General features: G+C 38.3%; 22 protein-coding genes and 1 pseudogene. 12 read left to right on the top strand and 11 right to left on the bottom strand.

What is annotated here, in order from left to right; translation table 11 throughout:
- Positions 1 to 202: pseudogene (locus tag DS885_RS15185) on the bottom strand (hypothetical protein); the annotation flags it as partial.
- A 235-nt stretch (positions 203 to 437) separates the two neighbouring features.
- Here DS885_RS15185 and DS885_RS15180 point away from each other — a divergent pair.
- Positions 438 to 677 carry a YdcH family protein gene (locus DS885_RS15180; RefSeq protein WP_113820256.1) on the top strand — a complete coding sequence of 80 codons (240 nt, stop codon included), beginning with the start codon at positions 438 to 440 and terminating at the stop codon, positions 675 to 677.
- Between the two features lie 514 nt (positions 678 to 1191).
- Entirely contained in the window at positions 1192 to 2556 is a 1365-nt protein-coding gene (locus tag DS885_RS15175; protein ID WP_113820255.1) for an MATE family efflux transporter, read from the top strand.
- Positions 2557 to 2680: 124 nt separating this feature from the next.
- On the opposite strand, the gene DS885_RS15170 is transcribed toward DS885_RS15175, so the two are convergent.
- Complete coding sequence (locus DS885_RS15170; RefSeq protein ID WP_113820254.1) at positions 2681 to 4063, bottom strand: NAD-dependent succinate-semialdehyde dehydrogenase; 1383 nt, start codon at positions 4061 to 4063, stop codon at positions 2681 to 2683.
- A gap of 633 nt (positions 4064 to 4696) precedes the next feature.
- Between DS885_RS15170 and dld the strand changes: the two genes are divergently transcribed.
- From dld to DS885_RS15155, 3 genes are all read left to right on the top strand, one after another.
- A complete protein-coding gene (gene dld, locus DS885_RS15165) occupies positions 4697 to 6427 on the top strand; it encodes a D-lactate dehydrogenase (RefSeq protein ID WP_113820253.1) in 1731 nt (576 codons plus the stop codon).
- A 635-nt stretch (positions 6428 to 7062) separates the two neighbouring features.
- Positions 7063 to 7536, top strand: a complete 474-nt coding sequence (locus DS885_RS15160; RefSeq protein WP_113820252.1) for an SRPBCC family protein — start codon at positions 7063 to 7065, stop codon at positions 7534 to 7536.
- A gap of 314 nt (positions 7537 to 7850) precedes the next feature.
- The gene (locus DS885_RS15155; protein WP_113820251.1) at positions 7851 to 8948 is read left to right on the top strand and encodes a DUF748 domain-containing protein; all 1098 of its coding nucleotides are present in this window, start codon (positions 7851 to 7853) and stop codon (positions 8946 to 8948) included.
- Between the two features lie 800 nt (positions 8949 to 9748).
- Here DS885_RS15155 and DS885_RS15150 read toward each other — a convergent pair.
- From DS885_RS15150 to DS885_RS15140, 3 genes are all read right to left on the bottom strand, one after another.
- Positions 9749 to 10387 carry an SDR family oxidoreductase gene (locus tag DS885_RS15150; RefSeq protein WP_113820250.1) on the bottom strand — a complete coding sequence of 213 codons (639 nt, stop codon included), beginning with the start codon at positions 10385 to 10387 and terminating at the stop codon, positions 9749 to 9751.
- A gap of 130 nt (positions 10388 to 10517) precedes the next feature.
- Positions 10518 to 10934 carry an MAPEG family protein gene (locus DS885_RS15145; RefSeq protein ID WP_113820249.1) on the bottom strand — a complete coding sequence of 139 codons (417 nt, stop codon included), beginning with the start codon at positions 10932 to 10934 and terminating at the stop codon, positions 10518 to 10520.
- A 308-nt stretch (positions 10935 to 11242) separates the two neighbouring features.
- Positions 11243 to 12130, bottom strand: coding sequence for a LysR family transcriptional regulator (locus DS885_RS15140; protein ID WP_113820248.1), 888 nt, complete (start codon positions 12128 to 12130; stop codon positions 11243 to 11245).
- Positions 12131 to 12239: 109 nt separating this feature from the next.
- Here DS885_RS15140 and DS885_RS15135 point away from each other — a divergent pair, with 109 nt between their 5' ends.
- Positions 12240 to 13439 carry an oxidoreductase gene (locus DS885_RS15135; protein WP_113820247.1) on the top strand — a complete coding sequence of 400 codons (1200 nt, stop codon included), beginning with the start codon at positions 12240 to 12242 and terminating at the stop codon, positions 13437 to 13439.
- Positions 13440 to 13662: 223 nt separating this feature from the next.
- On the opposite strand, the gene DS885_RS15130 is transcribed toward DS885_RS15135, so the two are convergent.
- On the bottom strand, positions 13663 to 14232 hold the full coding sequence (locus DS885_RS15130) for a TetR/AcrR family transcriptional regulator (protein WP_113820246.1): 570 nt from the start codon (positions 14230 to 14232) through the stop codon (positions 13663 to 13665).
- A gap of 257 nt (positions 14233 to 14489) precedes the next feature.
- Here DS885_RS15130 and DS885_RS15125 point away from each other — a divergent pair, with 257 nt between their 5' ends.
- A complete protein-coding gene (locus tag DS885_RS15125) occupies positions 14490 to 15260 on the top strand; it encodes an acetoacetate decarboxylase family protein (protein WP_113820245.1) in 771 nt (256 codons plus the stop codon).
- A 625-nt stretch (positions 15261 to 15885) separates the two neighbouring features.
- Here DS885_RS15125 and purU read toward each other — a convergent pair.
- From purU to gcvH, 3 genes are all read right to left on the bottom strand, one after another.
- Positions 15886 to 16764, bottom strand: coding sequence for a formyltetrahydrofolate deformylase (gene purU, locus DS885_RS15120; RefSeq protein WP_113820244.1), 879 nt, complete (start codon positions 16762 to 16764; stop codon positions 15886 to 15888).
- 226 nt (positions 16765 to 16990) lie between these two features.
- Entirely contained in the window at positions 16991 to 19918 is a 2928-nt protein-coding gene (gene gcvP / locus DS885_RS15115) for an aminomethyl-transferring glycine dehydrogenase (protein WP_113820243.1), read from the bottom strand.
- Between the two features lie 115 nt (positions 19919 to 20033).
- A complete protein-coding gene (gene gcvH / locus DS885_RS15110; RefSeq protein ID WP_113820242.1) occupies positions 20034 to 20411 on the bottom strand; it encodes a glycine cleavage system protein GcvH in 378 nt (125 codons plus the stop codon).
- A 338-nt stretch (positions 20412 to 20749) separates the two neighbouring features.
- Between gcvH and DS885_RS15105 the strand changes: the two genes are divergently transcribed.
- The 4 genes from DS885_RS15105 (at position 20750) to DS885_RS15090 (ending at position 24332) form a co-directional block, all read left to right on the top strand.
- A complete protein-coding gene (locus DS885_RS15105; protein WP_113820241.1) occupies positions 20750 to 21370 on the top strand; it encodes a helix-turn-helix domain-containing protein in 621 nt (206 codons plus the stop codon).
- Positions 21371 to 21434: 64 nt separating this feature from the next.
- Positions 21435 to 22553, top strand: a complete 1119-nt coding sequence (gcvT, locus tag DS885_RS15100) for a glycine cleavage system aminomethyltransferase GcvT (RefSeq protein WP_113820240.1) — start codon at positions 21435 to 21437, stop codon at positions 22551 to 22553.
- Positions 22554 to 22746: 193 nt separating this feature from the next.
- Positions 22747 to 23562, top strand: a complete 816-nt coding sequence (locus DS885_RS15095; RefSeq protein WP_113820239.1) for a PhzF family phenazine biosynthesis protein — start codon at positions 22747 to 22749, stop codon at positions 23560 to 23562.
- Between the two features lie 47 nt (positions 23563 to 23609).
- Complete coding sequence (locus DS885_RS15090) at positions 23610 to 24332, top strand: pseudouridine synthase (RefSeq protein WP_113820238.1); 723 nt, start codon at positions 23610 to 23612, stop codon at positions 24330 to 24332.
- Position 24333: 1 nt separating this feature from the next.
- Here DS885_RS15090 and DS885_RS15085 read toward each other — a convergent pair whose 3' ends face one another.
- A complete protein-coding gene (locus tag DS885_RS15085; RefSeq protein WP_113820237.1) occupies positions 24334 to 25248 on the bottom strand; it encodes a M14 family metallopeptidase in 915 nt (304 codons plus the stop codon).
- Between the two features lie 85 nt (positions 25249 to 25333).
- On the opposite strand from DS885_RS15085, the gene trhA reads away from it, so the two are divergent.
- Positions 25334 to 25960, top strand: a complete 627-nt coding sequence (trhA, locus tag DS885_RS15080) for a PAQR family membrane homeostasis protein TrhA (RefSeq protein WP_113820236.1) — start codon at positions 25334 to 25336, stop codon at positions 25958 to 25960.
- A gap of 104 nt (positions 25961 to 26064) precedes the next feature.
- On the opposite strand, the gene DS885_RS15075 is transcribed toward trhA, so the two are convergent.
- Positions 26065 to 26901 carry an ABC transporter ATP-binding protein gene (locus DS885_RS15075; protein ID WP_113820235.1) on the bottom strand — a complete coding sequence of 279 codons (837 nt, stop codon included), beginning with the start codon at positions 26899 to 26901 and terminating at the stop codon, positions 26065 to 26067.
- Positions 26902 to 26909: the final 8 nt, after the last annotated feature.

The raw sequence follows: 26909 nt of genomic DNA, 5'->3' as shown, positions 1-26909 counted from the left end.
TAATACAATTGGTATTATTTCCGCGAACAATCATTTCATTTGGTGCATCAAGCTCACCATTTATCCCGTTGGTATCGCCATTTTTAGACAATAAAGTCAGCTTACCTTGCATATCTAACTTATAAACCGCGTTATAAAACACATCGGTTGTATACCGCGCATTACTTTGTCTATCCCATTGAATACCGTCAGAGGCAATCATGCCTTGTGCAAATTAATTGCGTTAGATAAAGCCTGGGTAGTTAAAAGCCCAGAATCATAGTCGATTATTAATATTTTCTATAATCTCTTTACAGAAAGCATGTCGTTATCAAAATAATTAAGGCTTGTTAGTATTAAGATAGTCAGGTAAAAGGCTCAAACTGAATACAAAGGGCCTTGTTACTGAAACTTTAATCATAAACGTTAGAATAAACATTAATTGATAAGGAGCTATTATGTTAGGTGAAGATCATTCATTACTGAACGAGTTTCCAGCTCATAAAGATAAAATCATAGAGTTAAACCAAACAGACCCAGCATTTGCATCAAGTGCTAAGCGTTACCATCAACTGGACTCTGAGATTCGAAAACTAGAATTAAGAAATGCACCCATCGAAGATGAACCATTCCACCAATTAAAACATGAAAGAGCCGGATTAAAAGACTCCCTTTACCTACAAATAACCAAAGCGTAAATAGTGAATAAGAGATGTTGAAAGTACTAAGTTTACTTTCGATATCTCTTTCCTTTTACCTCTTACCTTTTACCGAAAGGGTATTTATCATTCTCTCAGAAGCATTCCCAATGACTGCCTGTTAACCCATTTCAAATAGCACCGAATCAGTGATTATTAACAAAAAGTATAAATTGATTAGCTGTTTCGCTGTATTATCAAATATTGATTTTATCAATATACTGATTCTATTAGTTAGTGTCCCGCAAAACGCGATGACCTCAAAGTAGAGTAAAGAAAGAGTGTACTGGTTGCACTTAATGACAAACAAGTAACAGGCATTGACTGCTTGAAAAGGACTTAATCACAGCTTATATTGACGGCTTATTTTTACATGTCATTTTTATGTTAAAACCTATGTGGCACTCAGCAGCGTGAACGGACTTCACTAGACAGCGCAAAATAACTCTATTTATTTTAGCTCTAAGTACCTTCAACAAAATATTAAAATACAAAAAGCGATGTGTAACAGGCCATGAACATATTTAAAACACAACAATTCAAATTATTATACAAACAAACCTGGCCAATGCTGTTGGGACTATTCACTATTATGGGCTCTCAACTGGTGGATAGTGCTTTTATTGGACAACTGGGTTCAGAGGCATTAGCTGTCGTTGGGTTTTCAATTCCAATTTATCAATTGGTGATTGGCGTTCAAGTGGGCTTAGGCATCGCAACGACGGCCTCGATATCCAATGCGATAGGCTGTAACAGACTGTTATATGCCAAATACCTGGCTACGCTGGTGTTATTTATTGGATTTATCGTGATCACTTTATTATGCACGTTACTTTGGTACTATCAAGAATCCATTGCCGCTGCTTTAGGCGCTGAAGCTTCCTTATTTACCTTATTAAATAGCTATTGGTTCCCTTGGCTTTTAAGTTGTTGGTTAGGTGCAATTTTATACTTTGGCCACAGTATCTGCCGAGCGCATGGTGAGACTCTATTGCCTGGCAAAGTGATGGTGATCACCAGCATACTTAACGTAATCTTAGATCCGATCTTCATGTTCACTTTTGACATGGGATTAGCAGGGGCTGCATGGGCAACATGCGTTGCGTTTTTAATCGGTTGTATGATCATCTTTAGTGCGATTATTAAAAAGCCCTATATCGCGATGTTGTACAGTATTGATCGCGCCAAAAAAGGCATCAGCACGATTGTTAAGTTTACGATCCCTGCCATGTCGAGTCAGTTCATACCACCTGTTTCAGCGATGTTAGTGACAGTTATTATTGCATCTTACGGTAGTTTCGCAGTAGGCGCTTGGGGTTTAGCGAATCGTATTGAATATATTTCAATTATCTTGATTCTAGCGTTAACCATGGCATTGCCCCCTATGATTGGAAAACTCAAAGGTAGAAATGAAATTAGTGAGATTTTTATTCTAGTGAAAACCGCAGCCTATACGGTTATCTGTTCTCAACTAGCAATAACACTGTTTATTTTAGTGATTTCTAAACCCGTGGCGCATGTATTATCAGTAAGTTCAGATATTGAGACGTTATTATTACACTATTTATGGATAGTACCGATCAGCTATGGCGCTTTGGGTGTGTGTATGATCTGTGTCTCTGCCTGTAATGCAATGGGCTTGCCTAAGTCGGCATTAATCATTTCAATACTAAGATTATTTGCCTGTTATCTGCCATTGATATGGTTAGGCTCTGAGTTATTTGGGCTAATGGGTATTTTGGCTGGTGCGACCGTTGGTAATTTCTTATCGGGCTTAGTAGGCGGATCAATGTTTTTAAAACAATACAAAAAAATCAGTGAATCCAGTGCTGAGTTTCAATCGCTAAACCCACTTAAGGCAGCTGAGAAAGGCTGTTAAGATATCTGGCTGAGTCATTGAAAAATAAGTCGGAAGACAAATAGTTAGAAGAAAAAAGGGTTATTTACCTCAGTAAATAACCCTTTAATATTGAGTGCTATAAATTTTCGTTAAAAGTCAGTAATTAGCTGTTTTTAGCAACCATGACAGACTTGATATTAACAAACTCTTTTAAACCAAAACCGCCATGCTCACGACCGTAACCACTGCTTTTTACACCACCGAAGGGTAGGTTAGGTTGTGATAGGGCAAAGCCATTAATATTCACCATACCCGTATCAAAGTGTTTAATCGCAAGCTCTGTGGCTTTCTCTTCATCGGTAGAGAAAATACCACCACCTAAACCATAGCGTGAATCATTGGCAATGCGCATTGCATCATCGTCATCTTTAGCTTTAATCAGTGCTGCTACAGGACCAAACAACTCATCATCGTAAGCCGGCATACCTGGTGAAACATTCTCTAAAATAGACGCCGGATAGAAGAAACCTTTACCCTCAGGAACTTCACAACCACAAAGTGCGGTTGCACCTGCTTCAATGGAATCAGTCACTTGTTTGTGTAGTTTCTCTTGTAAGTCTTTTCTCGCTAATGGTCCAATGTCAGTGTCATCTGCTTTTGGATCACCAGTTTTAAGCGCCGACATCGCTTGGGTGAATCCTTCTTTAAACTTGTCATAATTCTTTTCAGTAACAATAAAACGTTTCGCTGATACACAGGTTTGACCATTATTAACGATACGACCCTTAACGCTAGTTTCAATTGCTAACTTAATATCTGCATCATCTAAAACAACATAAGCATCATTACTACCCAGCTCTAATACTGTTTTCTTACTGCGTTTTGCAGCTTCTTTTGCTACTTTTTTACCGGTTTTATCACTACCTGTAAAAGTGACACCTTTAACCGCTTTGTGGCTAATTAGTTTACTTGCGGTTTTGCCATCGATTAATAATGATTGGTAAGCATATTTTGGGAAACCTGCTTGTTCATAGAGAGACTGTATTTTTTCAGCCATACCAAACACGTTTGATGCATGCTTCATGACGGTAGTATTACCTGCAACTAGATTAACGATACTGTATCGAATTACTTGGTAAAGTGGGAAGTTCCAAGGTTGAATACCTAAAATAACACCAATAGGTTGGTAAGTAATGATGGCTTCACCACCTTCATAATCTCGTTTCTCGTTGGCTAACTCTTTCTCTGCCATTTTTGCTGTGTATTTACAAATATTCGCACACAGTGAGACTTCACCTTCACCTTGTGACTGGACTTTACCCATTTCACTGACCATTAATTCAATTAATGATTCGCGATTTTCTTCAATGACGTCAGCTAATTTATTAGCTAATTTTGCACGTTCTGCAATAGGAACAAGCTTCCATTCTTCAAAGCAATCATTGGCATTAGCCACAGCATCTTTAGCTTCATCATGGCTAAGTAAGCTGTATTCATTTAATTGTTTCTCAGTAAAAGGGTTGATCGTTTGTATTGAAATACTCATTTAACAGTTACCTCTTTATTGCATAAGTAATTATAACGTAGCAAAGGCAATGCCAGCTTTTTAAGATTATTTTAAGTTTTTGAATTTAAATGATTAATTAAGTTTTAGTGTGTTTGTAAAGGGTATTTGGAAAAGGTAAGGATGAAAAATATCCAAAGTAAATTGTTAAAGTTACATTGTTAAAGTTGCATTGTTTTGCAGTGTAAATATTAATTCAGCTAAGTTGTGTTCTACAGGTGAAAATAGAATGTACTATTTAGATCCGAATATAACCGAGTAAGCATGTTCAGGTAAGTGAAAAACAAGATTGCTTGGCATCCCTGCAGGGATAAAAATTCTCGAAAATTAATCTCTAGCATCCTGGAAAATAGGGGGGAATGTTATAGATGTATTCTTCGGTCATTCGGTGTTTTTGGCTTTTTCCTAAAGTGCTAAGTCTGACGCAGTTAAGCTTGTCTATTAGTTATAGGATATAGTCATTGCACATTAAGCATTTATTAATATGAGGTACTTTTGCTAACAACAAACATATTGATGTCCAATTTTTCAGGGGGATAAGAGAATCACATCTCTGCTATTTCTTAACTTATTGAGTCCCCTCATAGACACAAATACTTATCTTTCGGAGAAAAAATGTCTCAACATCCTGCCGTCGAAAAATTTCAAAATGTATTATCACAAGAGCATGTTGTAACTAATCCACGCCGAACGGAGCATTATCGTTCTGGTTGGCGCTCTGGTATAGGTACTGCATTAGCGGTACTTTTCCCTCAGACCTTAGTGGAGTATTGGCGTGTTTTAGATATTTGTATTACCCATAATTGCATCGTTATCATGCAGGCTGCTAAAACCGGACTTACTGAAGGGTCTACACCGAGTGGTGATGATTATGATCGCGAGGTAGTGGTGATTAATACGTTAGCAATGAATCAACTTATTATGCTGGGTGACGGTGAGCAAATAGTTAGCTTTCCCGGTACAACGCTTCATAAGTTAGAAAAGACACTAAAGCCTTTATCTCGTTCACCACATTCTGTGATAGGGTCGTCCGGTTTGGGGGCTACTGTTGTTGGTGGTGTTGCGAATAACTCCGGCGGTGCGTTAGTTAAACGTGGTCCTGCCTATACAGAATTAGCGCTTTTTGCTCAAGTGAATGAACAAGGCGAGCTAAGCCTCATCAATCACCTTGGTATCGATTTAGGCAATAGCCCAGAAGAGATGTTACAAAATCTTGAAAATGGTCAATTTGATCATGCTTATGTTGCTCCAGAAACCAGTGACACCCCAGATACAGGTACTAGAAAACAAGCCAGTGCCAGAAACTACCAAGCATTATTGCGTGATGTCGATGCCGATACACCAAGCCGCTATAATGCAGACACCTCTCGCTTATATGAAGCAAGCGGTTGTGCTGGTAAATTGGCTGTTTTTGCTGTGAGACTCGATAGCTTTCCGGTGCCTAAAAAAGAGAAAACCTTTTATATCGGGACAAACAGCGCCACTGCATTAACCAATCTAAGACGTAAAATTTTAGGCGAATTTACAAACTTACCCGAAGTAGGTGAATACATGCATCGTGATATCTTTGATGTGTCCCAAAATTACGGTAAAGACACTTTCCTGAGCGTGAAACATTTTGGAACAGACAGAATGCCTAAATTATTTGCGTTAAAAGGTCGAATCGATTCCACTTTAAAGAATGTTAAATGGCTACCGAGTCACCTCTCCGATCGTGTCATGCAATTTGTAGCAAGTCTATTTCCGCAGCACCTTCCAAAACGTTTACTTGAATATAGAGAAAAGTACGAGCATTACCTTATTTTAAAAGTAAGTGATGGTGGGATCGCTGAAACCGAAGCTTTTTTACCTGAATTCTTTGCGGATAAAGGCAACGGTGAATATTTTGAATGTAATGCAGAAGAAGCCACTAGTGCAGCTTTACATCGCTTTGCCGCAGCGGGCGCGGCAATACGTTACGAGTTGCTAAATCAAAAGCAAGTTGGTGAATTAATTGCGTTGGATATCGCATTACGTCGAAATGAATTTGATTGGGTCGAGCAACTGCCGGCTTCCCTGCAAGATAAAATCGATAAACCTTTATATTATGGGCATTTTTTCTGTCATGTTTTTCATCAAGACTATGTATTGAAGAAAGGCGTTGATGCTAAAGAAGTGAAAGCGGAAATGCTCAAAATATTAGATGCTCGTGGCGCAAAATACCCAGCGGAACATAATGTAGGTCACCTCTATAAAGCAGAAGATGGGGTAGTACAGTTTTACAAAAAATTAGACCCAACCAATACTTTTAATCCAGGCATTGGGAAGATGGAAAAAACCAAACGTAATTGCGCTTGTTGTTTGTAGCTTTGTAAAACAGATAAGTACTAACTTCTTTTTTATTCTCTTGAGTGAAAATAGAATTATCTTCGTAATGCCAATCAATTTTAAACTGTTCAGCATTACGGAGATTACTTTTTTGTTTCTTGCAAATAACAAATCGAGTTCCTTTCCCCAAATGCATTTTCTGTACAGATACATTCTTTACAGGTTAACAGTTGGTTGAGACTCTAGCCTTCATATGCATTTTGCCGACAGTCCATATTCCCACTATTAGTACGGACTTTTTCTGCCAATCCACATGACAAATATTCAATTAATTGTTTGATTATGTGTGGGTGATTAAAATAAGGGCAGTCCAAAAGGGAAACATCGTGTTTATGAACCCTAATGAAATATTAGTTTACGGGCTGAAATGGAAAGTTATTTACTGCTCTCAACGGTAAACGATGTACACCATCTGAAGATTCATTAGTTGAAATCTTACTTGAACATAGGCCACCAATTGAAGTCAAACAGAGGCTGCGCAGTAGAGAAGTTGATGTGCCAGTAGTCATGATGGTTACAATTTGTAAAAACTTTAACAGCTTCCTGCGATATGTTAACGTTTAAAATATGACAAGTATCTTCGTTTTATTAATTAACTATACAAGTGAGATTTAATGAATTATCCATATGAAGCAGTCAGCATTGATTTTTTCGATACAGCACCGGTTAAATTTATTAACAAAGTTGAAATTAATTGTTCCCCAGAATCCATTTTCAACGTATTTGAAGACGGCAGTGCATGGCCTAAATGGTATTCTGAAATAAAAGAAGTGAATTGGACAAGCCCAACTCCTTTTGGAGTGGGGACGACGCGTACTATATTATTTAACACAACCACTATTAATGAGAAATTCATTTGCTGGGAGCCTGCCAAACGTTGCAGCTTCTATTTTGAAAGTGCCAGTGCGCCATTAGCCGCTGCATTTGCTGAAGATTACCAGTTAATTGATAACGGCAACGGTACAACGACCTTTATTTATACTGTAGCACTTCGCTCTGCCACTGAGTTGATGGATGAAGATGTGTTTAGTCAGGTTTTTGAAAAAGCGACGACATCTTTAAAAGTATATATGGAGTCAATAAGCTAAGTTAATCTAGCAAGTTAATTTAGTTGTTAGAAACTTGAAGTTGCTTATTAGCAAGATAAGAAGCAAATGAACAAGTAAAAGCAGTTTGCTTTTTATCCTTTTTGGCCAGTTATTGAGCTACCCATTATCCACCATCAAAACATTCAATGATAAACATCCAAAACTACTTTTAGGGTCATAAAAGGGCGTGTTTAGCAATATATATTAGAACTTTCCTTAGCAAATAAAGACTTAACTTTGAATCACCAATGAAAATAACGTTTTATAAATAGACTTGAAAAGTTAAACATCTACAAAAGCACAAGGGGTAACTAATGAAAAGTAACAATAGAAAAATGTATACAAAAAAGAGGTATATGATCCCCTTAATACTAATCAGCGTCATTATAATCGCTAGATTGACGCTGCCTATTTTCGTTAAAAAATATGTTAATGAAGTGCTGTCAGATATTCCTGGGTATTACGGCCACGTTGATGATATTGATATTTCCTTAATTAGGGGGGCTTATGTCATACACGATTTGTACTTAAACAAAGTGAATGCTGACAGCCAAGTTCCGTTTCTAGATTTTAAAAAAACGGATATCTCTGTGGAATGGAAATCACTGCTAAAAGGTGAAATAGTGAGTGAAATAGTAATGACTCAACCCACAGTGATATACGTATTTGAGGATCAAGGTGAAGAAACCACCGCGAGTAATGATGATTGGACAAAAGTGATAACAGAATTAGTACCAATTGATATCAATAACCTTGAATTGGTAGATGGAAAAATAGCTTTTGTAGAACTGACGGCTGAACCAACAATTGATTTGCATATGGACCATCTCAACTTACAAGCCACCAATCTAAGAAATGTTATTCAGCAAGAAAGGACATTACCTTCTGAAATTCACGGTGCTGCTGTTTCTATTGGTGGTGGAGAATTTAAATTAGATGGCAAGATGAATTTGGTAAAAGCAATACCAGACATGGACATATCATTCTCATTAGAAAACGCATCTATCACTGCGTTTAACGACTTCACAAATCATTATGCAAATATAGATTTTGTAGAAGGTAACTTTAATGTCTTTAGTGAAATAGCCATTGCTGATGGTTATTTAAAAGGATACATAAAGCCTTTATTAAAAGATTCACAACTGATTAGTACAAAACAAGATGATTTTTTTAATACGTTATGGGAAGGTTTTGCAGGGTTTTTCAAGTTTGTTTTAAAAAATAAAGGGAATAACACATTAGCTACTAAAGTACCTATAGAAGGCGATTTAAATAATGTAGATTCTGAAGTGTGGACAACCATTACTAATACCATTAAAAACGGCTGGATCAAAGCATTTAAAGGCGTCGTAGACAATGATGTAAATTTTGATGATGTTGAAGAAGAAGCAGAAAATCAAAAAGAGCAATGATAAAGGCATGTAAAGTTAACTGATATAAAAAGAGCAGTAAGTTAAGTGCTCTTTTTTGTTTTAGGTAACAAAGTATTCCCATATAGAGTAACGCCTGTTTGGCAATTAAATTTAAGTAAACGAATGCGCCAAATAAATGGTCTTTATACGCAATCCATTAATCCTAAGCACCTTTGGGAGGGCATCTATTTCAAGGCATTATGAATCGGTTTTTAGTTAAAAAAATGTCTACTTGCTGAAGCTCTATCGGTATTCTTTTAAATCCAATAATAGTGATAATAGTTGAAACACCAGATGGTTGGCATCGTTGGTATTACATGATTGGAAAACAAGTCTCTTAAAATGAGTTCGAGACGAATTTCTTGTTACGTTTATTTGCAAATAAACGGTCTTAACCCATTGCTGAATATTAATTGTGTTAAAGAAGGTGCGAATTAAACAATCTCGGATGAATGAATACACTAAGTGTTTATAGGGTATGAGAGCTTTGTAGAAAAAGCATCAACTAATACTCGGGCTGCTTGAAGACGATGTGCAAGGAATATCTTTTGAGCAACGTAGGTCATCGCCATTGAATTTAAATAAGTATAAAGTGCAAGCTAATAGGTGAGACAAAGCCATCTCAATGCATATCAATCAAGTGGTTACGTAGCAAAACAGTTTGGACACTATTTTAAACTGTCCAGTAATGTTGTTGAGAGAGTCTTAAATTTAACGACTCTCTTAATATCACTCTATTTTACTTTACTGCATGTTGTTGGCTAAATAGTAAATAGTTATCCGTCACAGACCTTAAAAGGTTACGAAGGTAAAACGTCGTCAATACTTTTATAGCCGTTGAAAATTTCCGTAATAGTACTTTTCTTCGGTGGATTTGTCACAGCAAATAACAATGCAGTCGCTACGTCGTCACGCGTAATTGTTGCTTGTTCTTTTTGCTCTGGTCGCTGATTAGTAAACTTGCCTTTACCTGTCTCATTGGTGAGCGATCCTGGGCGAATAATTGAATAATGCAAGCCACTGTGCATTAGGTGCTCATCTGCCATGTGTTTCGCCACTAAGTAGGGTTGCATATTTTCAGGGCCTTCTGATGGTGCATCGGCACCAATCGAACTGACCATAGTGAAATGCTTCACATCGTTATTTTTTGCATAATCAGCTGCTCTACAGGCTGCCCATAAATCTATTAGAACTGTTTTATCAGTGCCCGTGTGGCCGCCAGAACCTGCAGCAAAAACGACATTTTCGCAGTCTTTAAACGCATGTCCAAAATCTTTATTAAGATCTTCTTCTACAATGGTTAATTTATCGTCATGCATATCTGATAGCTTGCTTTTATCACGTACTAGTGCGACTACGTAATGATTGTTATCTAACATCAACTGTGTGAGTTTTTTACCAATTTGACCTGTTGCACCAATAATTAATGTCTGTTTCATTTTATCTCCTGTTGGGTGTTAAGATTAGGGTTATAACGTTAGAAATAATGCTTACTTCGATATTGATAGTTCAGTGATGGTGAGTATGCTTGTAGCGACTTGTCGCTTATATTGTTGTTAATATTCTTGACTAAATAAGTCTTAGAGCCAATATCCCCAACATAACAACATTAGCCGCTACACCCATCAAAAAGAAGTAAGTGCGTGGACTGGGGTTGTTCTCGGTCGCAATGGCATAATACAAAGCCATATGTATCATTCGGGCTAAGAGATAAATCCATATACAAATCGCAAAAATAGGACTTTGCACGTTAAGCGTAAATGCCAATAGTACCGTTCCTATAAATAGTGCACTGTTTTCTAAGGTGTTTTGGAATGTACGATGCGCTCTAAAAACGAAACTATCGTGTGATAGATTTTCATCAATTTTTCCAGGGACTGCATTGGGTTGTTTAGACTTGCTAAAAGTGGCGACTCCCCACTGAATAAGTAACATCACTAAATATAAATAAAATGCTAAATACCCTGTATAAGCAACGTCGTTCATCTTTATTTTCCTTTCTATCAATTCAGTGATATTACAGGTGCAACTACTGTTCCAATTTTAATTGCCTGATATTAAAGGGGTTAAGTGATGGTTCAGACTAAGTTACATGCAATAAATACAGGACGGTTGTAAGACTTACATATGCAATAAAAGCATTCTATAAAATGAATGCGGGAGGGTGGATTATGTTGGATTGCTATAAGACGAAGTCAACTAAAGTCAGAAAAGTGAAAGACCTGCCCCTGAGGATTCAAAAGTAGAGTTGCTTTATCCGGACAGACAATCCAGTCACCAGAGTTATGGGTAAACTAGTACATCACTAATTTTTTTCTCAATAACTCCCTCAGTTCAATAACTGCTGGACTAACTTGTTTACTACTTGGACAAACTAAATGTAATTCTATAGAGGGAGACGGGTATTGAGGTAACACTTCCACTAAAGTACCATTGTGTAAATCTGACCTAACATCTATTTGCGAACGGTACGCTATGCCTTTTCCACTAATTGCCCAGCGTCTAACAATATCAGTATCATTACTTATTCTGTTACCTTCTACTTTTATATTACAAGACTTTGCATTATCCATATACTCCCAGTGATTGAATAAACGGCCATTTTTTCGATGCAATAAACAATTATGTGCACGTAAGTCGTCTGGGTGCATAGGCTCACCAAAAGTTGATAAATAACTTGGAGATGCACAGGTGATCCGTTCAAGCGTCGCAATATGAAACGAAACCATTGTTGAATCCTGTGGTTTCCCGTATCGGAGCGCAACATCTATTTGATCCAAGTAAAAGTCTGAAAGTGAATCTCCAGCACTCAAATCAATCGATAACGAGGGGTGAAGATCTAGTAATTCATCTATCCAAGGTAATGCAGAATTTCTCCCTAAATCTGATGAAATAGACAGGCGTAACTTACCACCAATTTGTCCTTGTAGCTGCTGAGCTGAGATGCGGCCTTGTTCTAATGTGCGTAATGCTTGCCTAGAATGAAATAAGAATTGCTCACCTTGAGGTGTAATTCGTAATTGCCTGGTTGTCCTGATCAGCAATTGAAGATCAAGCTGTTTCTCTAAGCGCTTTAATGCTGAGCTGACTGCAGCCGTAGTGAGACCTTGTTGCTTGGCAACTTTAGTGATACTGCCGGTTTCGACAATTCGAATAAAAAGATTTATATCGGAAGTGTTCATTGTTAACTTATTTTTAATAGTGTTTATGTTACTAGGCTATTTTAGTTTAATAAAAATTGTTCATAATGTCTTTAACAACTGATGCAAAGATTAAATACATGAGGTCGATATGCCCACCACCGAAGAGCCGATTAATATGCTTAGCCAACCACTTAATCTCCCATGTGGAGTAGTACTAAAGAATAGAATTGTTAAATCAGCAATGTCAGATTCACTTGCAGATGGGCAAGGTAATCCTACTGACGCTCAAGCTCGTCTTTATGAAAAGTGGGCTGAAGGTGGAGTGGGTTTATCCATTATTGGCGAAGTACAAGTGGACCCTAAATTTCCAGAAAGACCTAGTAATCTTGTCCTATGTGAACAATCAAATCTAAAAAAATTGCAATCATTGACCTCGAAAGCCAAAGTGAACGGTGCACATATTTGGGCTCAATTAGGACATGCAGGTGGGCTTTCGCACCCAACAATAAGTCAGCCTAAAGGCCCATCAGCCTTAAAAATTGATAATTTTGAATGTGCGGGCATGTCTGAAGCTGAAGTTGCTCAGTTACCAAACATCTATGCTAAAGCGGCAATGTTAGCTAAAGAAGTTGGATTTAGTGGCGTTCAAATCCATGCTGGACATGGTTTTTTACTGAGCCAATTTTTATCGCCATTGTTTAATCATCGTAACGATATGTATGCGGGGGATATATTATCTCGATGCAAAATCATTATTGATATCATTGATAAAGTCCGCAGTGTTGTGGGCGAGAAGTTCCCTATTGGCATTAAAATTAATTGTACAGACCAATTAGAAGGGGGGTTAACACAACAAGACGCATTATCAGCCATGTCTATACTTGATAAAACCACAATCGACCTGATAGAAATAAGCGGAGGCTCCTATTTCCCGGGAGCAAAATCTAGCTCAGATAGCTTAACTAAAGGTCCTTATTTTATTGATTTCTCTAAAAAAGCAAAGCAACGCACCAGTATCCCTATTGTGGTTACGGGAGGCTTTAAAACACGGGAAGAAGCCATTACATCATTACAAAGCCATGCTGCCGATATGGTCGGTATTGCTCGCGCTTTAGCTTTAGATCCCACGTTAGCGAATAACTGGTTAAATCATACAGGTAACAATCCCATGTTTCCTCGATTTACAAGCGTACCTGAGGGAGGAATAACGGCTTGGTACACTATGCGTTTAAACGCTATAGGAAATGATAATGAATCTGACTATTCTCTTGAGCTTGAAGCCGCAATTGAAACTTATGAGAACCGTGATGCAGCGCGTTGTATTCAATGGTTAGCTAAATTCCAATAGATTTTTGCCGGTTATGCGGGCCGTCAACTCTACATGATTTAAATTTAGACTTTGGAAAAAATTATAAAAATTTTAAGAGGGGCTACCTTATTACTTGGCTAATAAGGTCTCTAACAGGGTATTTATTATCTAAAGATATTGACGTTTTTAAATACTAATTGAAATCAGAGGCTGAGAAGGATCTAGAGATGCTAACACCAGATACAAAAAAGCTACCATTTAATTAGCTTTCACCTCTTGAATTGTGGATTTTCAAAAAAATGGCTGTCATCTCGTCAACCGTTTCTTGGTAGTTCCGGCTCGCCCATAAGAAGATCAGTCGCCAAAAACCTGCAAAATAAAATGAATGAAAGTAATAGTTTTCCAACTCGGTAAATTCATCACTCAATTGTGGAAAAACATTCGAATTTAAAGCCTGAATATGCTTTTCAATATATTGATTTTCTTCAAGAAGCAGCATCGACATATTATTTTTATAGACAATATCTATAAACGCTTTTTCCGTACTCCAATATTCAAAATAAGTGCCCGCCAGCTTTTCTATCGTAAGATTTGAAATGTCTTGGACTATAGAAAAATATCTATCCGTTACTACGCGTAGATATAATTTTATAATATCTTCTTTAGATTCAAAATGCCGATAAAACGTTGCTCGACCCACATCCGCCTCCATACATATCGTTGTAATAGGTAGGGCCTGAAGTGAATGATTTTGAAGTAGCCTTAGCATGACATTAACGATACTCGCTTGCGTTTTTGTTATGCCAAAGAGCTTATAGTCTTTTATTTCCATATCGAACCTCGTTAACCATGAAACAAATTAACCAATTTGTTTCATCTTTGCTTTTTTTATAGACGGACAAGAGAGCGAGTAATATATTTCAATAACTAGATGAGACAAGTGTCTCACCGGAAGTTTAAAGCAAATTAGAGTGAAATCACAAAATATTAAAACATAAACCGCAAGCAACAATTGAAAATATACCCATTGCTTAATCAGTATTACGCGATCGATTGATACTCTAGGCATGTAAAATAAAGGAAAAAACAATGAGCAATAAAAGAACAGAGATTGTGATCCCTAAAGAAATTTTAAGCTATGCTCCACCACCACCATTTACTTTCCCCCTTGCTAAGTATTACGTCACATCCTTTAAGACGGATTTAGATGCTCTTAAGGGCATGCTTCCTGACCACGTTAAGCCAATGCCAGATGCTGAAGATAATGTACTACTACAGGTAAATAATTTTGCCACTTACTGGGAAGCCGTACTTTCTTTGCCAGCTGTTTTCACAAACAATGGTGAAGAAACATCGGGGATCTATTTATCGCAGCTTTACCTTGGTTCAATTGTGCCTGAGGGCAGCGCATTACCGATGATGCTTGGCCAAGTGGGCGCGGGTTATCCAAAGCGAGATGCAATGTTTACGATTAATGATTTTGGTGGAAAAAATGCGGAAGTAAAATTTGAGCGTTGGGGTACAACCATAGCTGATATGAAGCATGAGATGGGTAAAAAGGTAACCACACTTTCAAACCTACCTTTTGGCACTGACCTATCCAACTTAACAGCGTTTTTATTGAAAGCTATTCCTACGTGCGATGGTAGAGGATGGGACGCTTTACAGCTAACAACACCTAAAGGACCTTGCGGGGAAGTTGTTCGAGTCAATAAAGTTGAGACAACGATTAATGGCGATGTTGTATTGGATTCAGGCCGCGTTCTTCCAGTCAAAGAGATTCAGTACTCACTCTATTATGAAATTAAAGACACTGGGTTAACTCATGCGGAAATACTGATCGATTATTTAGCCAAGTAATGTTGCTTTTAGATTATTCCGGTAGGCTTTACCTACCGTATTCTTGAATATTACTTGCAACAAACGCGCCTGCTTAACTATTTTTATCCTAAATTTGCCAAGCGGTCATTACTCAAATAAATTATAGAGAAAAAGCTAATTTATGTCTAAAGATTATAAAGTCGCGATAACCGGAGCTACTTCTGGTATTGGTTTAGCGTCTATTTATGGTGACAGGTCTTTAATCTTGAATTTTGACAACTCTAAGTTGATTTCCTAAGTCGCTTTGGGGGCGAAAGTGATTTTGATACTTACTGAGAATTAAAATATGCGTTATGGCCTTTTGATTGTTAGACATTCTCAAAACCTTATATAGTTCAAAAATCACACACACGAGCATTTGAAATAGGCAACCATATAATGTTTGCCTATTTTTTATCTGGAATTAATACTTGTCACAAACTTCATTAAAGTCACAAGCTTCATTAACACTTAACAACAAAAGACATTTTCGCTATTTCTGCTCGTAAACATTGCGTCCGACTATGATTAATAAGTTAAAGTGACCTAAAATTTTAGGTTGTAATTCTTACTAACTATTTCTTTTATAAAAAATCTCAATGAGCGCGTTGGATACTTAGATTCCTTACTTACCAAATATAACGGTTTTATTACCATGAAGGAAGATACGGTTTTCTATGTGGTAACGTACCGCACGGGATAAAGTTAAGCATTCAATATGGCGGCCTTTTGCCGCTAAATCTTGTGGGTAGTAACTGTGGTCTACGGTATCCACACTTTGGCTGATGATTGGGCCTTCATCTAGATCATCACTCACATAGTGAGCTGTTGCACCTACTAGTTTAATACCGCGATCGTAGGCTTGATAGTAAGGTCTAGCACCTTTAAAGCCAGGTAATAATGAATGATGGATATTAATTGCTTTGCCTGACAGTTTTTTAGACATTTCATGTGAGAGTACTTGCATGTAACGTGCTAAAACCACTAGGTCTGCATTACAATCTTGAATGATTTGGTACACTTTCGCTTCTTGATCTGGCTTGGTTTCTTTGGTGATTGGTAAATGGTAATAAGGGATTCCGTGCCAGTCAGCTAGTTCCTCTAAGTCCGGATGATTAGAGATAATCGCTGGAATTTGTATATTAAGATCGCCTGTACGGTAGCGGTAAAGTAAGTCATTTAAACAATGGTCATGCTTTGACACCATGATCACTACTTTAGATTGGTAATCACTTGGTGTAAGTTGCCATTTCATCGCAAACTGTTGTGCGCGTTGTTCAAACTTTTCACTAAATTCAGTTTGGTCGAAATTGGCGTCTGAATCTAACCTAAATTCAACACGAATAAAAAATCTATTTTCCGTGGTATCCACAAATGAGTGAATTTCATTAATGTAGCAGCTTTGTTCAACCAAAAAACGTGTTACAACATCCACTGTGCCTGAGCGGCTAGGGCAGTCTGCAGTGATAACATAAGTGGGTACTATTGATTCTTTATCCTTCATTTTTTAACTCCTTAAATTTAGTGTTTTATGCTTATAAATAGATGCCTTGCTATTGCTTATTTTGCGAAAAGTAGAAATTTAGAACGAGTGAAATCGTGACCTTTAAAAAGGTTAATTTTTATTAATTAGTGGCTAGAATAACGACACCCGATTAAAGATGTCGTTTAGATGAGATGTGATAAAAACAATATGTTCTTATCACACAGTGGTATTGCTAAGTGGCTAGTTAATCTTCCATATAGCTTTCAATGCTTGGGCAAGAGCAGATTAAGTTTCTGTCGCCGAATACATTGTCTACACGGTTTGAAGCTGGCCAATATTTAGCGCCTTTACTGAATTCAGATGGGAAACACGCAACCTCACGTGAGTAAGTGTGTGTCCATTCTGTTTCCATTAGGTCAACTTGAGTATGAGGTGCATTAACTAGTGGGTTGTCTTCTAGTGTGTATTCACCTGATTCGACTTGTTTGATCTCGTTGCGGATTGCGATCATTGCATCACAGAATCTATCTAACTCGGTTAGGTTTTCTGATTCTGTTGGTTCAATCATCAATGTACCAGCAACCGGGAATGACATCGTTGGTGCATGGAAGCCATAATCCATTAGACGTTTTGCGATATCTTCACCAGAAATGCCAGATACTGCCTCAATTGGACGAATATCAATAATACATTCGTGAGCAACACGGCCTTCTTTACCTAGGTATAAAACCGGGTAATGAGGGCGTAAACGCTCCATTACGTAGTTGGCGTTTAAGATTGCTAGTTTAGTTGCTTGCGTTAAACCTTGTTCGCCCATCATTGCAATATAAGCGTATGAAATAGGCAAGATTGATGCTGAACCTAACTCTGCTGCTGATACTGCATAGTGTTTATTATCTGCAGATTCAGTGACTTCAATGTGTCCTGGTAGGAATGGAATAAGGTGTGCTTTAACACCAATTGGTCCCATACCTGGGCCACCACCACCGTGTGGAATACAGAATGTTTTATGCAAGTTAAGGTGTGAGACGTCAGAGCCGATAAAGCCTGGTGTTGTTATACCAACTTGTGCATTCATGTTAGCGCCGTCTAGGTAAACTTGACCACCAGCTTCATGTACCCAATCACATACTTCTTGAATTGCTTCTTCATATACACCGTGTGTAGAAGGGTAGGTGATCATGATGCACGACAGGTTATCACGATGCTTATCAATTTTAGCTTTAAGGTCAGCGTGGTCGATATTACCTTCATCATCACAGCCAACAACCACAACTTTCATTGATACCATTGCCGCAGATGCAGGGTTAGTACCGTGAGCTGAACTTGGGATCAAACAAACATTACGATGCGAATCACCGTTACTTTGATGGTAACGCTGAATAGCAATTAAACCTGCGTATTCACCCTGTGCACCAGAGTTTGGTTGTAATGACATACCATCATAACCTGTGATTTCACATAACATAGCAGATAGTTTTTCAGCTAGTTCTTGGTAACCAAAGCTTTGTTCTGTAGGGGCGAACGGATGCATCTGACCAAATTCAGGCCAGGTGACTGGTAGCATTTCAGCTGCTGCATTTAACTTCATGGTACAGCTACCTAGCGGGATCATACCGTGAGTTAATGAATAATCTTTATTTTCTAGTTTTTTCATGTAGCGCATCATTTGTGTTTCACTATGATGTGCTGAGAAAACTGGGTGTGTTAGGTATTTGCTGGTACGACGACACGCTGTTGGAATAGCTGCAAATTCATCTTGTGCAATGGTTTCGCTAAAGTCACTAACACTTAATGCTTTGCCTGTTATTGCTAGAATTAGGTCTTCTACATCTTTTACTGTAGTGGTTTCATCTAGGCTGATTCCCAATTTAATTGGTGTATTATCTGTTGTTGTATTGTCTGCATCATTAGGTACTGCAGGGAACTTACGTAAGTTCATCCCTTCTGCCAATGCACGATGATAAATCGCTTTAGTATGCTCATTAGTGTTAATTGTGATCGTATCAAAGAACGCGGTGTTTTCTAGTTCGATACCTTCACTTTGTAAAGCAGCGGCAAGTACGGCTGTGTAGTGGTGTACACGGCGACCAATTTTTAATAAACCTTCAGGACCATGGTAAAGTGCATAAAATGCGGCCATGTTTGCTAATAATGCCTGTGCAGTACAGATGTTAGACATGGCTTTTTCACGGCGAATATGTTGCTCACGTGTTTGCATTGCCATACGTAAGGCTTGTTTGCCTTTGCTGTCTCTTGATACACCAATTACTCGACCAGGCATGGTACGCTTGAATTTATCACGTGTTGCCATGAAGCCTGCATGTGGACCACCAAAGCCCATTGGTACACCAAAACGTTGTGCACTACCAATCACCACGTCTGCGCCCATTTCACCAGGTGCTTTTAATACAGTTAACGCTAATAGGTCAGAAGCAACGGTAACTAAGGTTTTTTTAGCATGTGCTTTTTCAATAACGTCAGTTAAGTCAGTCACGTTACCAGTGGTGCTTGGGTATTGAAGAATGGCACCAAACACATCGTGCTGCTCTAATTCTTCAACACTACCAGTAATAATCTCAAAACCGATATATTCAGCACGAGTGCGGATCACATCAACAGTTTGTGGGTGTAAATCATTGCTCACAAAGAAGGCGTTGCTTTTATTTTTACTCGCACGCTTACTGAGTGTCATTGATTCAGCAGCTGCAGTCGCTTCATCTAAAAGAGAGGCGTTGGCTAAATCCATTGCAGTTAAATCCATCACAGCTTGTTGGTAGTTCAGTAATGATTCTAAACGACCCTGTGAAATCTCTGGTTGGTATGGCGTGTAAGCTGTGTACCAACCTGGGTTTTCTAACACATTACGTAATATTACGTTAGGCGTTAAGGTGTTGTAGTAACCTTGACCGATGAAACTACGGTTAACCACATTCTTTTCTGCGATGGTTTTTAATGACGCCAACATTGCTGATTCACTTTGTGGTTTAGCAAGGTTTATCTTGTCTTTAAGACGGATAGCGGCAGGTACGGTTTGATCAATCAATTGGTCTAAACTGTCTGCACCAATGGTTTCCAGCATAGTTTGTTGCTGAGTTGAGTCAGGGCCATTATGGCGTGTTGCAAATTCTTGTTGGTCACTTAATAAGTCAAGTAATGTGTTGGCAGTCATATTCATCCTAAACAGTCGCAGTAAGTTATGTTTAAAAAAAAGGCGAGTTCCAATGAAGCCGCCTTAGGTTTACTCTATTTACAGTTATTGCTGAATAAAGAGATAAGCAAGTTGCTTATTCCTCGTTTGCTTCATGGTAAGTCTCACTAGACATTAAGCCATCTAGTTCTGCAGCGTCAGATAGTTTAATTTTAACAATCCAACCCGCTGAATAAGGGGACTCATTGATAAGCTCTGGGCTACCTTCAAGCTCTTCATTGATTTCTACTACTTCACCCGTTACTGGAGCGTACAGGTCTGAAGCCGCCTTTACAGATTCTACCAGTGAAAAAGCTTCACCTGCTTCTGCATCATCACCCACTTCTGGTAAATCAACGTAAACCACGTCACCTAATAATTTTTGAGCCTGGTTAGAAATACCCATAGTGATAGTACCGTCACCGTTGTCCAATACCCATTCGTGTGTTTCCGTGAATTTTAAGTTGCTTTCCATAATGATCCCTTAGCTAAAAATGCAGTTTGATTTATAGGTTGCGTCGAAACGTCGCACAATTTTATGTATTTTTACCATATTAGAAAAAGATATCAATAGTAAATGTTTCCTATAGTGGATTTATTTTCGAGGTTAACAGTTAACCAAATGGTTATAATTATGTCTAAAAACACTTATTTACAGGTTAAGCGCTTAATATATGGACATTTGTGTAAATGTTATTAATATAAGTAGAAATAAGTTTCCTAAAGGAAACTTGGTTTTTCACTTTAACTATTATATTTGTAGTAATGTGCTTTCTTTAAAACGATAAGTAAAAGAAAGAGAGGAGGTCGACCATGACTGATCAACAAGATGTATATCCATCAATGACCATTTCGACAGAGCAATCGACTGAAAACATCGCCCCTATTAAGTTGGGTGAGCGATTAAAAGATATTCGACGCGCATTAGGGTTAACTTTAGAAGAGGCTAGCCAAAAGACTGGCTTAGCCCGTTCGACTCTGTCGAAAATTGAAAATGAACAAATATCACCGACTTTCCAAGCGATGCAAAAGCTGACAACTGGTTTGGATATTAATATTCCGCAACTGTTTGCAACACCTAAAAAGGTCAACACAACAGGGCGTCGAGATATTACACGTAATGAGTTGGGTAAATCTCATCCAACTTTAACCTATGAACATGAGTTATTAGCGACTCAGTTATCTAATAAAAAGATGATGCCTTTTAAATCATTGGTACGTGCGCGCAGTTTTGATGACTACAGTGATTGGATACGTCACGACGGTGAAGAGTTTTTATTAGTGTTAAAAGGGGAGATAACTTTCTTCTCTGAATATTATGAACCGGTCAACCTAGTTGAAGGTGATTCAGTTTATTACGACGCTAACATGGGGCATATGCTTGCTTCTGTTAGTGAAGACGATGCGCAAATCCTATGGGTGACTGCATCTTAGAATATTAATGATTAGTTTTATTATAACTGGTTACATACTTAACGTTTGAATGGAGATCTACTCAATGTCTGAACCATTATTAGTTACACCCCTACATGCTTTACATATCGAAATGGGCGCAAAAATGGTGCCATTTGCTGGTTATGATATGCCTGTGCAATATGCTTTAGGTGTGAAGAAAGAGCATTTACACTGTCGTCAATCTGCTGGTTTATTTGATGTTTCACACATGGGACAGCTACGTTTGAAAGGTGCAAATGCAGCGGCTGGTTTAGAAAAACTAGTACCGGTAGATATTATTGACCTGCCTAATGGTAAACAGCGTTATGCTTTCTTTACGAATGAGCAAGGCGGCATTAGTGATGACTTGATGGTAACTAATTTTGGTGATCACCTATTTGTAGTGGTTAATGCAGCCTGTAAAGCACAAGATATTGCACACTTACAAGCGAATTTGCCCGATGATGTAGAAATAGAAATTATCGAAGACAGAGCGCTGCTTGCTTTACAAGGGCCAAAAGCTGCAGCTGTACTTGGTGAGTTTAATCCAAGCGTTAAAGAAATGATGTTCATGGATGCTGTTAAAATTGAATTAGTTGGCGTTGAATGTTACGTAAGTCGTTCTGGTTACACTGGTGAAGATGGTTATGAGATTTCAGTTCCTGCTGCACAAGCAGAACAACTAGCACGTGAACTGCTTGCAAAAGAAGAAGTAGAGTGGATTGGTTTGGGCGCACGTGACTCTTTACGTTTAGAGTGTGGTTTATGTCTTTATGGACATGACCTTGATGAAACTACAACTCCTGTTGAAGCTAGCTTGTTATGGGGAATTAGCAAAGCACGCCGCAGCGATGGTGAACGTCCAGGTGGATTTATTGGTAGCGGTATCATCTTAGATCAAATTGCGACTAAAAATGTTAGCCGTAAGCGTATTGGTTTAGTGGGTCAATCAAAGGCCCCTGTACGTGAAGGTGCGGTATTATTTGATGCTGACGATAATGAAATTGGTGTTGTGACCAGTGGTACCTTTGGTCCAACTTACGGAATGCCAGTGGCTATGGGTTACGTAAAAACTGAAAATGCGGTGCTCGAGTCTGTTGTTTATGCAGAAGTACGTGGTAAAAAACTAGCCATGACAGTGACAAAAATGCCGGTTGTTGCACAAAGCTACTACCGTGGTTAATCCTATCTAGCCTATTGCTAGCAAGCAGTAGTTAGCTTAATCCCTTCTATCAAGCAGGCATCGGCCTGCTTTTTTATTTTAAACGCAATAGATGTTACTTTCTGTACTGTTTGTCAGTTTTTAAACTGTATCTTTATTAATGACTGCATTTAATATGTACTGTTGCTTTTATATATTCAAAGGAAGAAATCAAATGGAACTGGATATTTATGTGGTTGATGCATTTACCGAACAGCAATTCAAAGGTAATTCAGCGGCAGTCGTACCTTTAGAAAACTGGATTGACGATGACTTGATGCAAAAGATTGCTATCGAAAATAATTTGTCTGAGACGGCGTTCTTTGTTGAAACTAAACAGGGCATTTATGAAATTCGTTGGTTTTCACCATTAACTGAAATAGATTTTTGTGGGCACGCGACATTAGCGAGTGCGTTTGTGCTTTATCATCATTTGGGGATGACGGGTGATATCGAGTTTGTTACCTTACAAGTGGGTAAATTAACAGTACAACAACTTGATGATCAACGTATTGAAATGAGCTTTCCTAATCAGTCTCCGAAATTATTAGAACAACCACCAACAGCTTTAATAGAAGCTTTATCGATTAAGCCTTTACTGGTTTTAAAAAACCGTCAAGCTTATGTTGTTGTGTTAGCTTCAGTGGATCAAATATTAAATATAAGTTATAAGTCCGAATTATTAAAAAAGTTAACACCTTTAGATGTGGTTGTTACCGCCAGTAAGCAATCTCAAAATCATAAAGACTTAGGACATTATGATTTCATTTCTCGTTATTTTTGGCCTGCCAATGGTGGAGATGAAGATCCTGTTACAGGCTCTATCCATGCGGGGCTCGCACCATATTGGGCGAACGCTTTAAATAAAAAATCGCTAGTGGCATACCAAGCTTCCAATAGAGGCGGAACTTTATATTGCCAAATACAAGATGATCGCGTTTTAGTCTCTGGTTATGCTGTATTGTATTTGAAAGGTAAGATAAACGTTTAAGTGGTGCTACTAAGTGGTAAATAAAGCATTTTTAAAACAGAGGATTAATGCGGTTAGATAAATTTGTTATGAAAAGTACTGACTTCACCAAGCAACAAGCCAAACAGGTTATAGAAGCTGGTGAAGTGAGGGTAAATGGAGAAATTGTACAAGAAGTCGCGCATCAAGTGCATGAGAATAACGAGGTGATGTTTGCCAATCAACGTTTGCTAGCAAGGCCCTTTCGTTATTTATTAATGAACAAACCGGCTAATACAATTTGCTCTAATATTGATGAAGTGTACCCATCTGCATTAAATCTATTAACTAAAGACAGACAGATTAATGGGGCAGAAGTAGAAAATGGCATTAATCAACGAGATGAACTGCATATTGCAGGTCGTTTAGATGCAGATACCACGGGTTTAATTTTGATCACCGACGATGGCCGTTGGACCTTCAACATTACCTTACCAACTAATTTATGCCCTAAAGTGTATCGAGTGACCTTATCTAAACCGTTTAAGCCTGAATTGATTAACATCTTTAAACAAGGTATTCAATTACAAGGCGAAAAGGCATTAACACAGCCTGCACAAGTGCAAATCATATCTGAACAGCAAGTGCTGTTAACTATTACTGAAGGTAAGTTTCATCAAGTTAAGCGCATGTTTGCAGCAGTGGGTAACCGTGTTGTTGGTTTACATCGTGAACAAATAGGACAGGTTAAACTGGATGTGGAGTTAGGACAGTGGCGTTATTTAACACCACTGGAAGTGAACTCTTTCTAAGTTAAGCTAAGATATAATCAATAGCAGCTGTGACCGCACAGACTTGTGCTTTATTACATTCTTCTGCAGTAGCTTTTTCACTGTCTGGGTAGACTTCTGTTGTTGTGGTATAAGGGGCATTGGTCATGCCTGCACATAAACCCAGAGATTTAACAGCATAGTTAATAATGCCTTCTCCTTCCTGTTTTGAACCTATGATTTCACCGTTTTCATCGGCGGGGGCGATATGCGTTACTTTTTTTACTTCTTCAATGATCGCTGTTTGGAAAGTGACTTGTTTATTGTCACTGTCTCCTACTAAATAAAAGCCATCTGGAATGGTACCTGCGACATAATCTTCGCCATCACGAGCGGCTAGCGCAGGTCTAAACTCACTTTCATCTGAATTAGTGGTCTCATGTAGGTCGATATGTAAGGCTATTTCGCCTTCTAAAGAGGCAACAAATTGCATGGCCTTGGCAGCTTCTTCACTGATGCTATTCTCAACAAAAGAACGGTTTGGATCTACGGCATAGGGATTCCAACGTAAAATATGCTCATAACCCCATGGGCTGATGCAGGGTAAGACAGCGATGTTACATTGTCCTTGATAATGTTTTGCTTGTTCTTTTAAGAATGCTATCGCACCATGAACACCACTGGTTTCATAACCATGAACACCACCAGTAACTAACATAATAGGTTTACTGTTATCCCAGTTTGAGGAAGTCAGTGCATAAAGTGGATAGAGTGTTGGATTAATGGTTAATTCACCATATTTTGTTAAGGTGAAATCGTCACTTAACGCAGTTAATTCAGTGACCACTTGTTGTAGATATGAACGAGATCTTACGGTTTGATTAAACCATTGTTGTTTCTCTTTGTCTGACCATGGCACCCCGGATTGTCCAATGGGGTAAAATGCATTTGCTGTCATATCATTTCCTTGTTGTTATTGTTTTGCTGGTATGGCATTTATTGTTAATAAATCATCTTATTAGTTGAAAGTACAGGAGACTTTAATGTATTACGGCGAGAAGTTTAATAGTATTACTCATCTAATTGGCGCTATATTAGCTTTAGTGGGTTTAGGGGCCTTGTTAACTATTGCATTACAGCAGGAACATTGGCGCATTATTGTTGGCTTTAGTGTGTTTGGAGCAACACTGGTGTTGCTTTATACCATGTCCACCCTGTATCACAGTCTGCAACCCGCTAATCTTAAAAAGATATTCCAAACCTTAGATCATGTTTGTATCTATTTGCTGATTGCGGGCACTTATACCCCTTATATGTTGTTGTCTTTGCAGGGAGACGATGGTTTATTAATGTTATCCATTGTATGGGGGCTGGCGATCTTTGGTTTAATCATGGATGTAGCTATTAAAAAACGCATTGAGTGGTTACAGATCTTAATTTACCTCGCCATGGGATGGGTTTGTGTCTTTAAGTATTCATCCTTAATGCAGGTGATCCCAGGTGGTGGCATTATTTGGTTAACAGTGGGGGGGCTAGCTTATACCTTGGGGGTGATTTTCTATGTATTAGATAACCTTAAAAAGCTGCGTCATGCACACGGTATTTGGCATTTGTTTGTTTTAATGGGTTCAATTAGCCACTTTATCTCTATTGCTCTGTATGTAAGGTGATCTGAGGTAATAATCATCTGTTGATGCAAAAAGAGGGCTGTTAAGCCCTCTGATATATTTATGATTAATAAAGTAACTAAGTGGTGTTAGTTAAGCGGTGTTAGTTAAGCGGTTTTACTTTGTGTCGAACTGGCCACGGTTTTACTTTTGATTGTTTCAACCTTACGTTGTTTTTCATACAAGAAAGTTAATACATCTGATCGTAAACGATTATAGTGTGGGTCTTTAGACAGACTCAAACGATCACGAGGACGCTCTAAGTTTACTTCTAATATTTCACCTACCGTTGCACTCGGTCCATTAGTCATCATCACAATTCTATCGGATAATAATACCGCTTCGTCCACATCATGGGTGATCATAATCACGGTGTTATTTAATTCATTTTGAATTTCCATCAATGAATCTTGCATGTGTGCTCGTGTTAATGCATCCAATGCACCAAATGGTTCATCCATTAGTAACACTTCCGGTTGCATAGCTAATGCGCGAGCAATACCTACACGTTGTTTCATACCACCTGAAATTTCATTAGGGCGTTTGTACATGGCATGATCCATATGCACTAACTTGAGGTTATGCTCAATCCATTCTTTCTTTTCTACTTTACCCATTTTAGAGCCAAATACTTGCTCAACGGCGAGTTCAACATTCTGGTAGGCTGTTAACCAAGGTAATAATGAATGGTTTTGAAAAACAACGGCGCGTTCAGGGCCTGGCTCTGTGACTTCTCTACCACCTAAAATAACACCACCTGTGGTTGCTTGATAAAGTCCTGCAACCACATTTAATACCGTTGATTTACCACAGCCTGAGTGGCCAATTAATGAAACGAACTCACCTTTTTTAATCTTTAAATCAACATCCTTTAGGGCTGTAAAACCGCCCGTTGGTGTTGGGAAAACCATATCGATATGGCTTATATCAAGTAATGTGCTCATTTTTATTC

This window comes from Psychromonas sp. B3M02 (genome assembly GCF_003318165.1).
GTDB lineage: Bacteria > Pseudomonadota > Gammaproteobacteria > Enterobacterales > Psychromonadaceae > Psychromonas.
The sequence above is the reverse complement of the archived record's forward strand: the minus strand, read 5'-3'. Positions and strand labels throughout refer to the sequence as shown.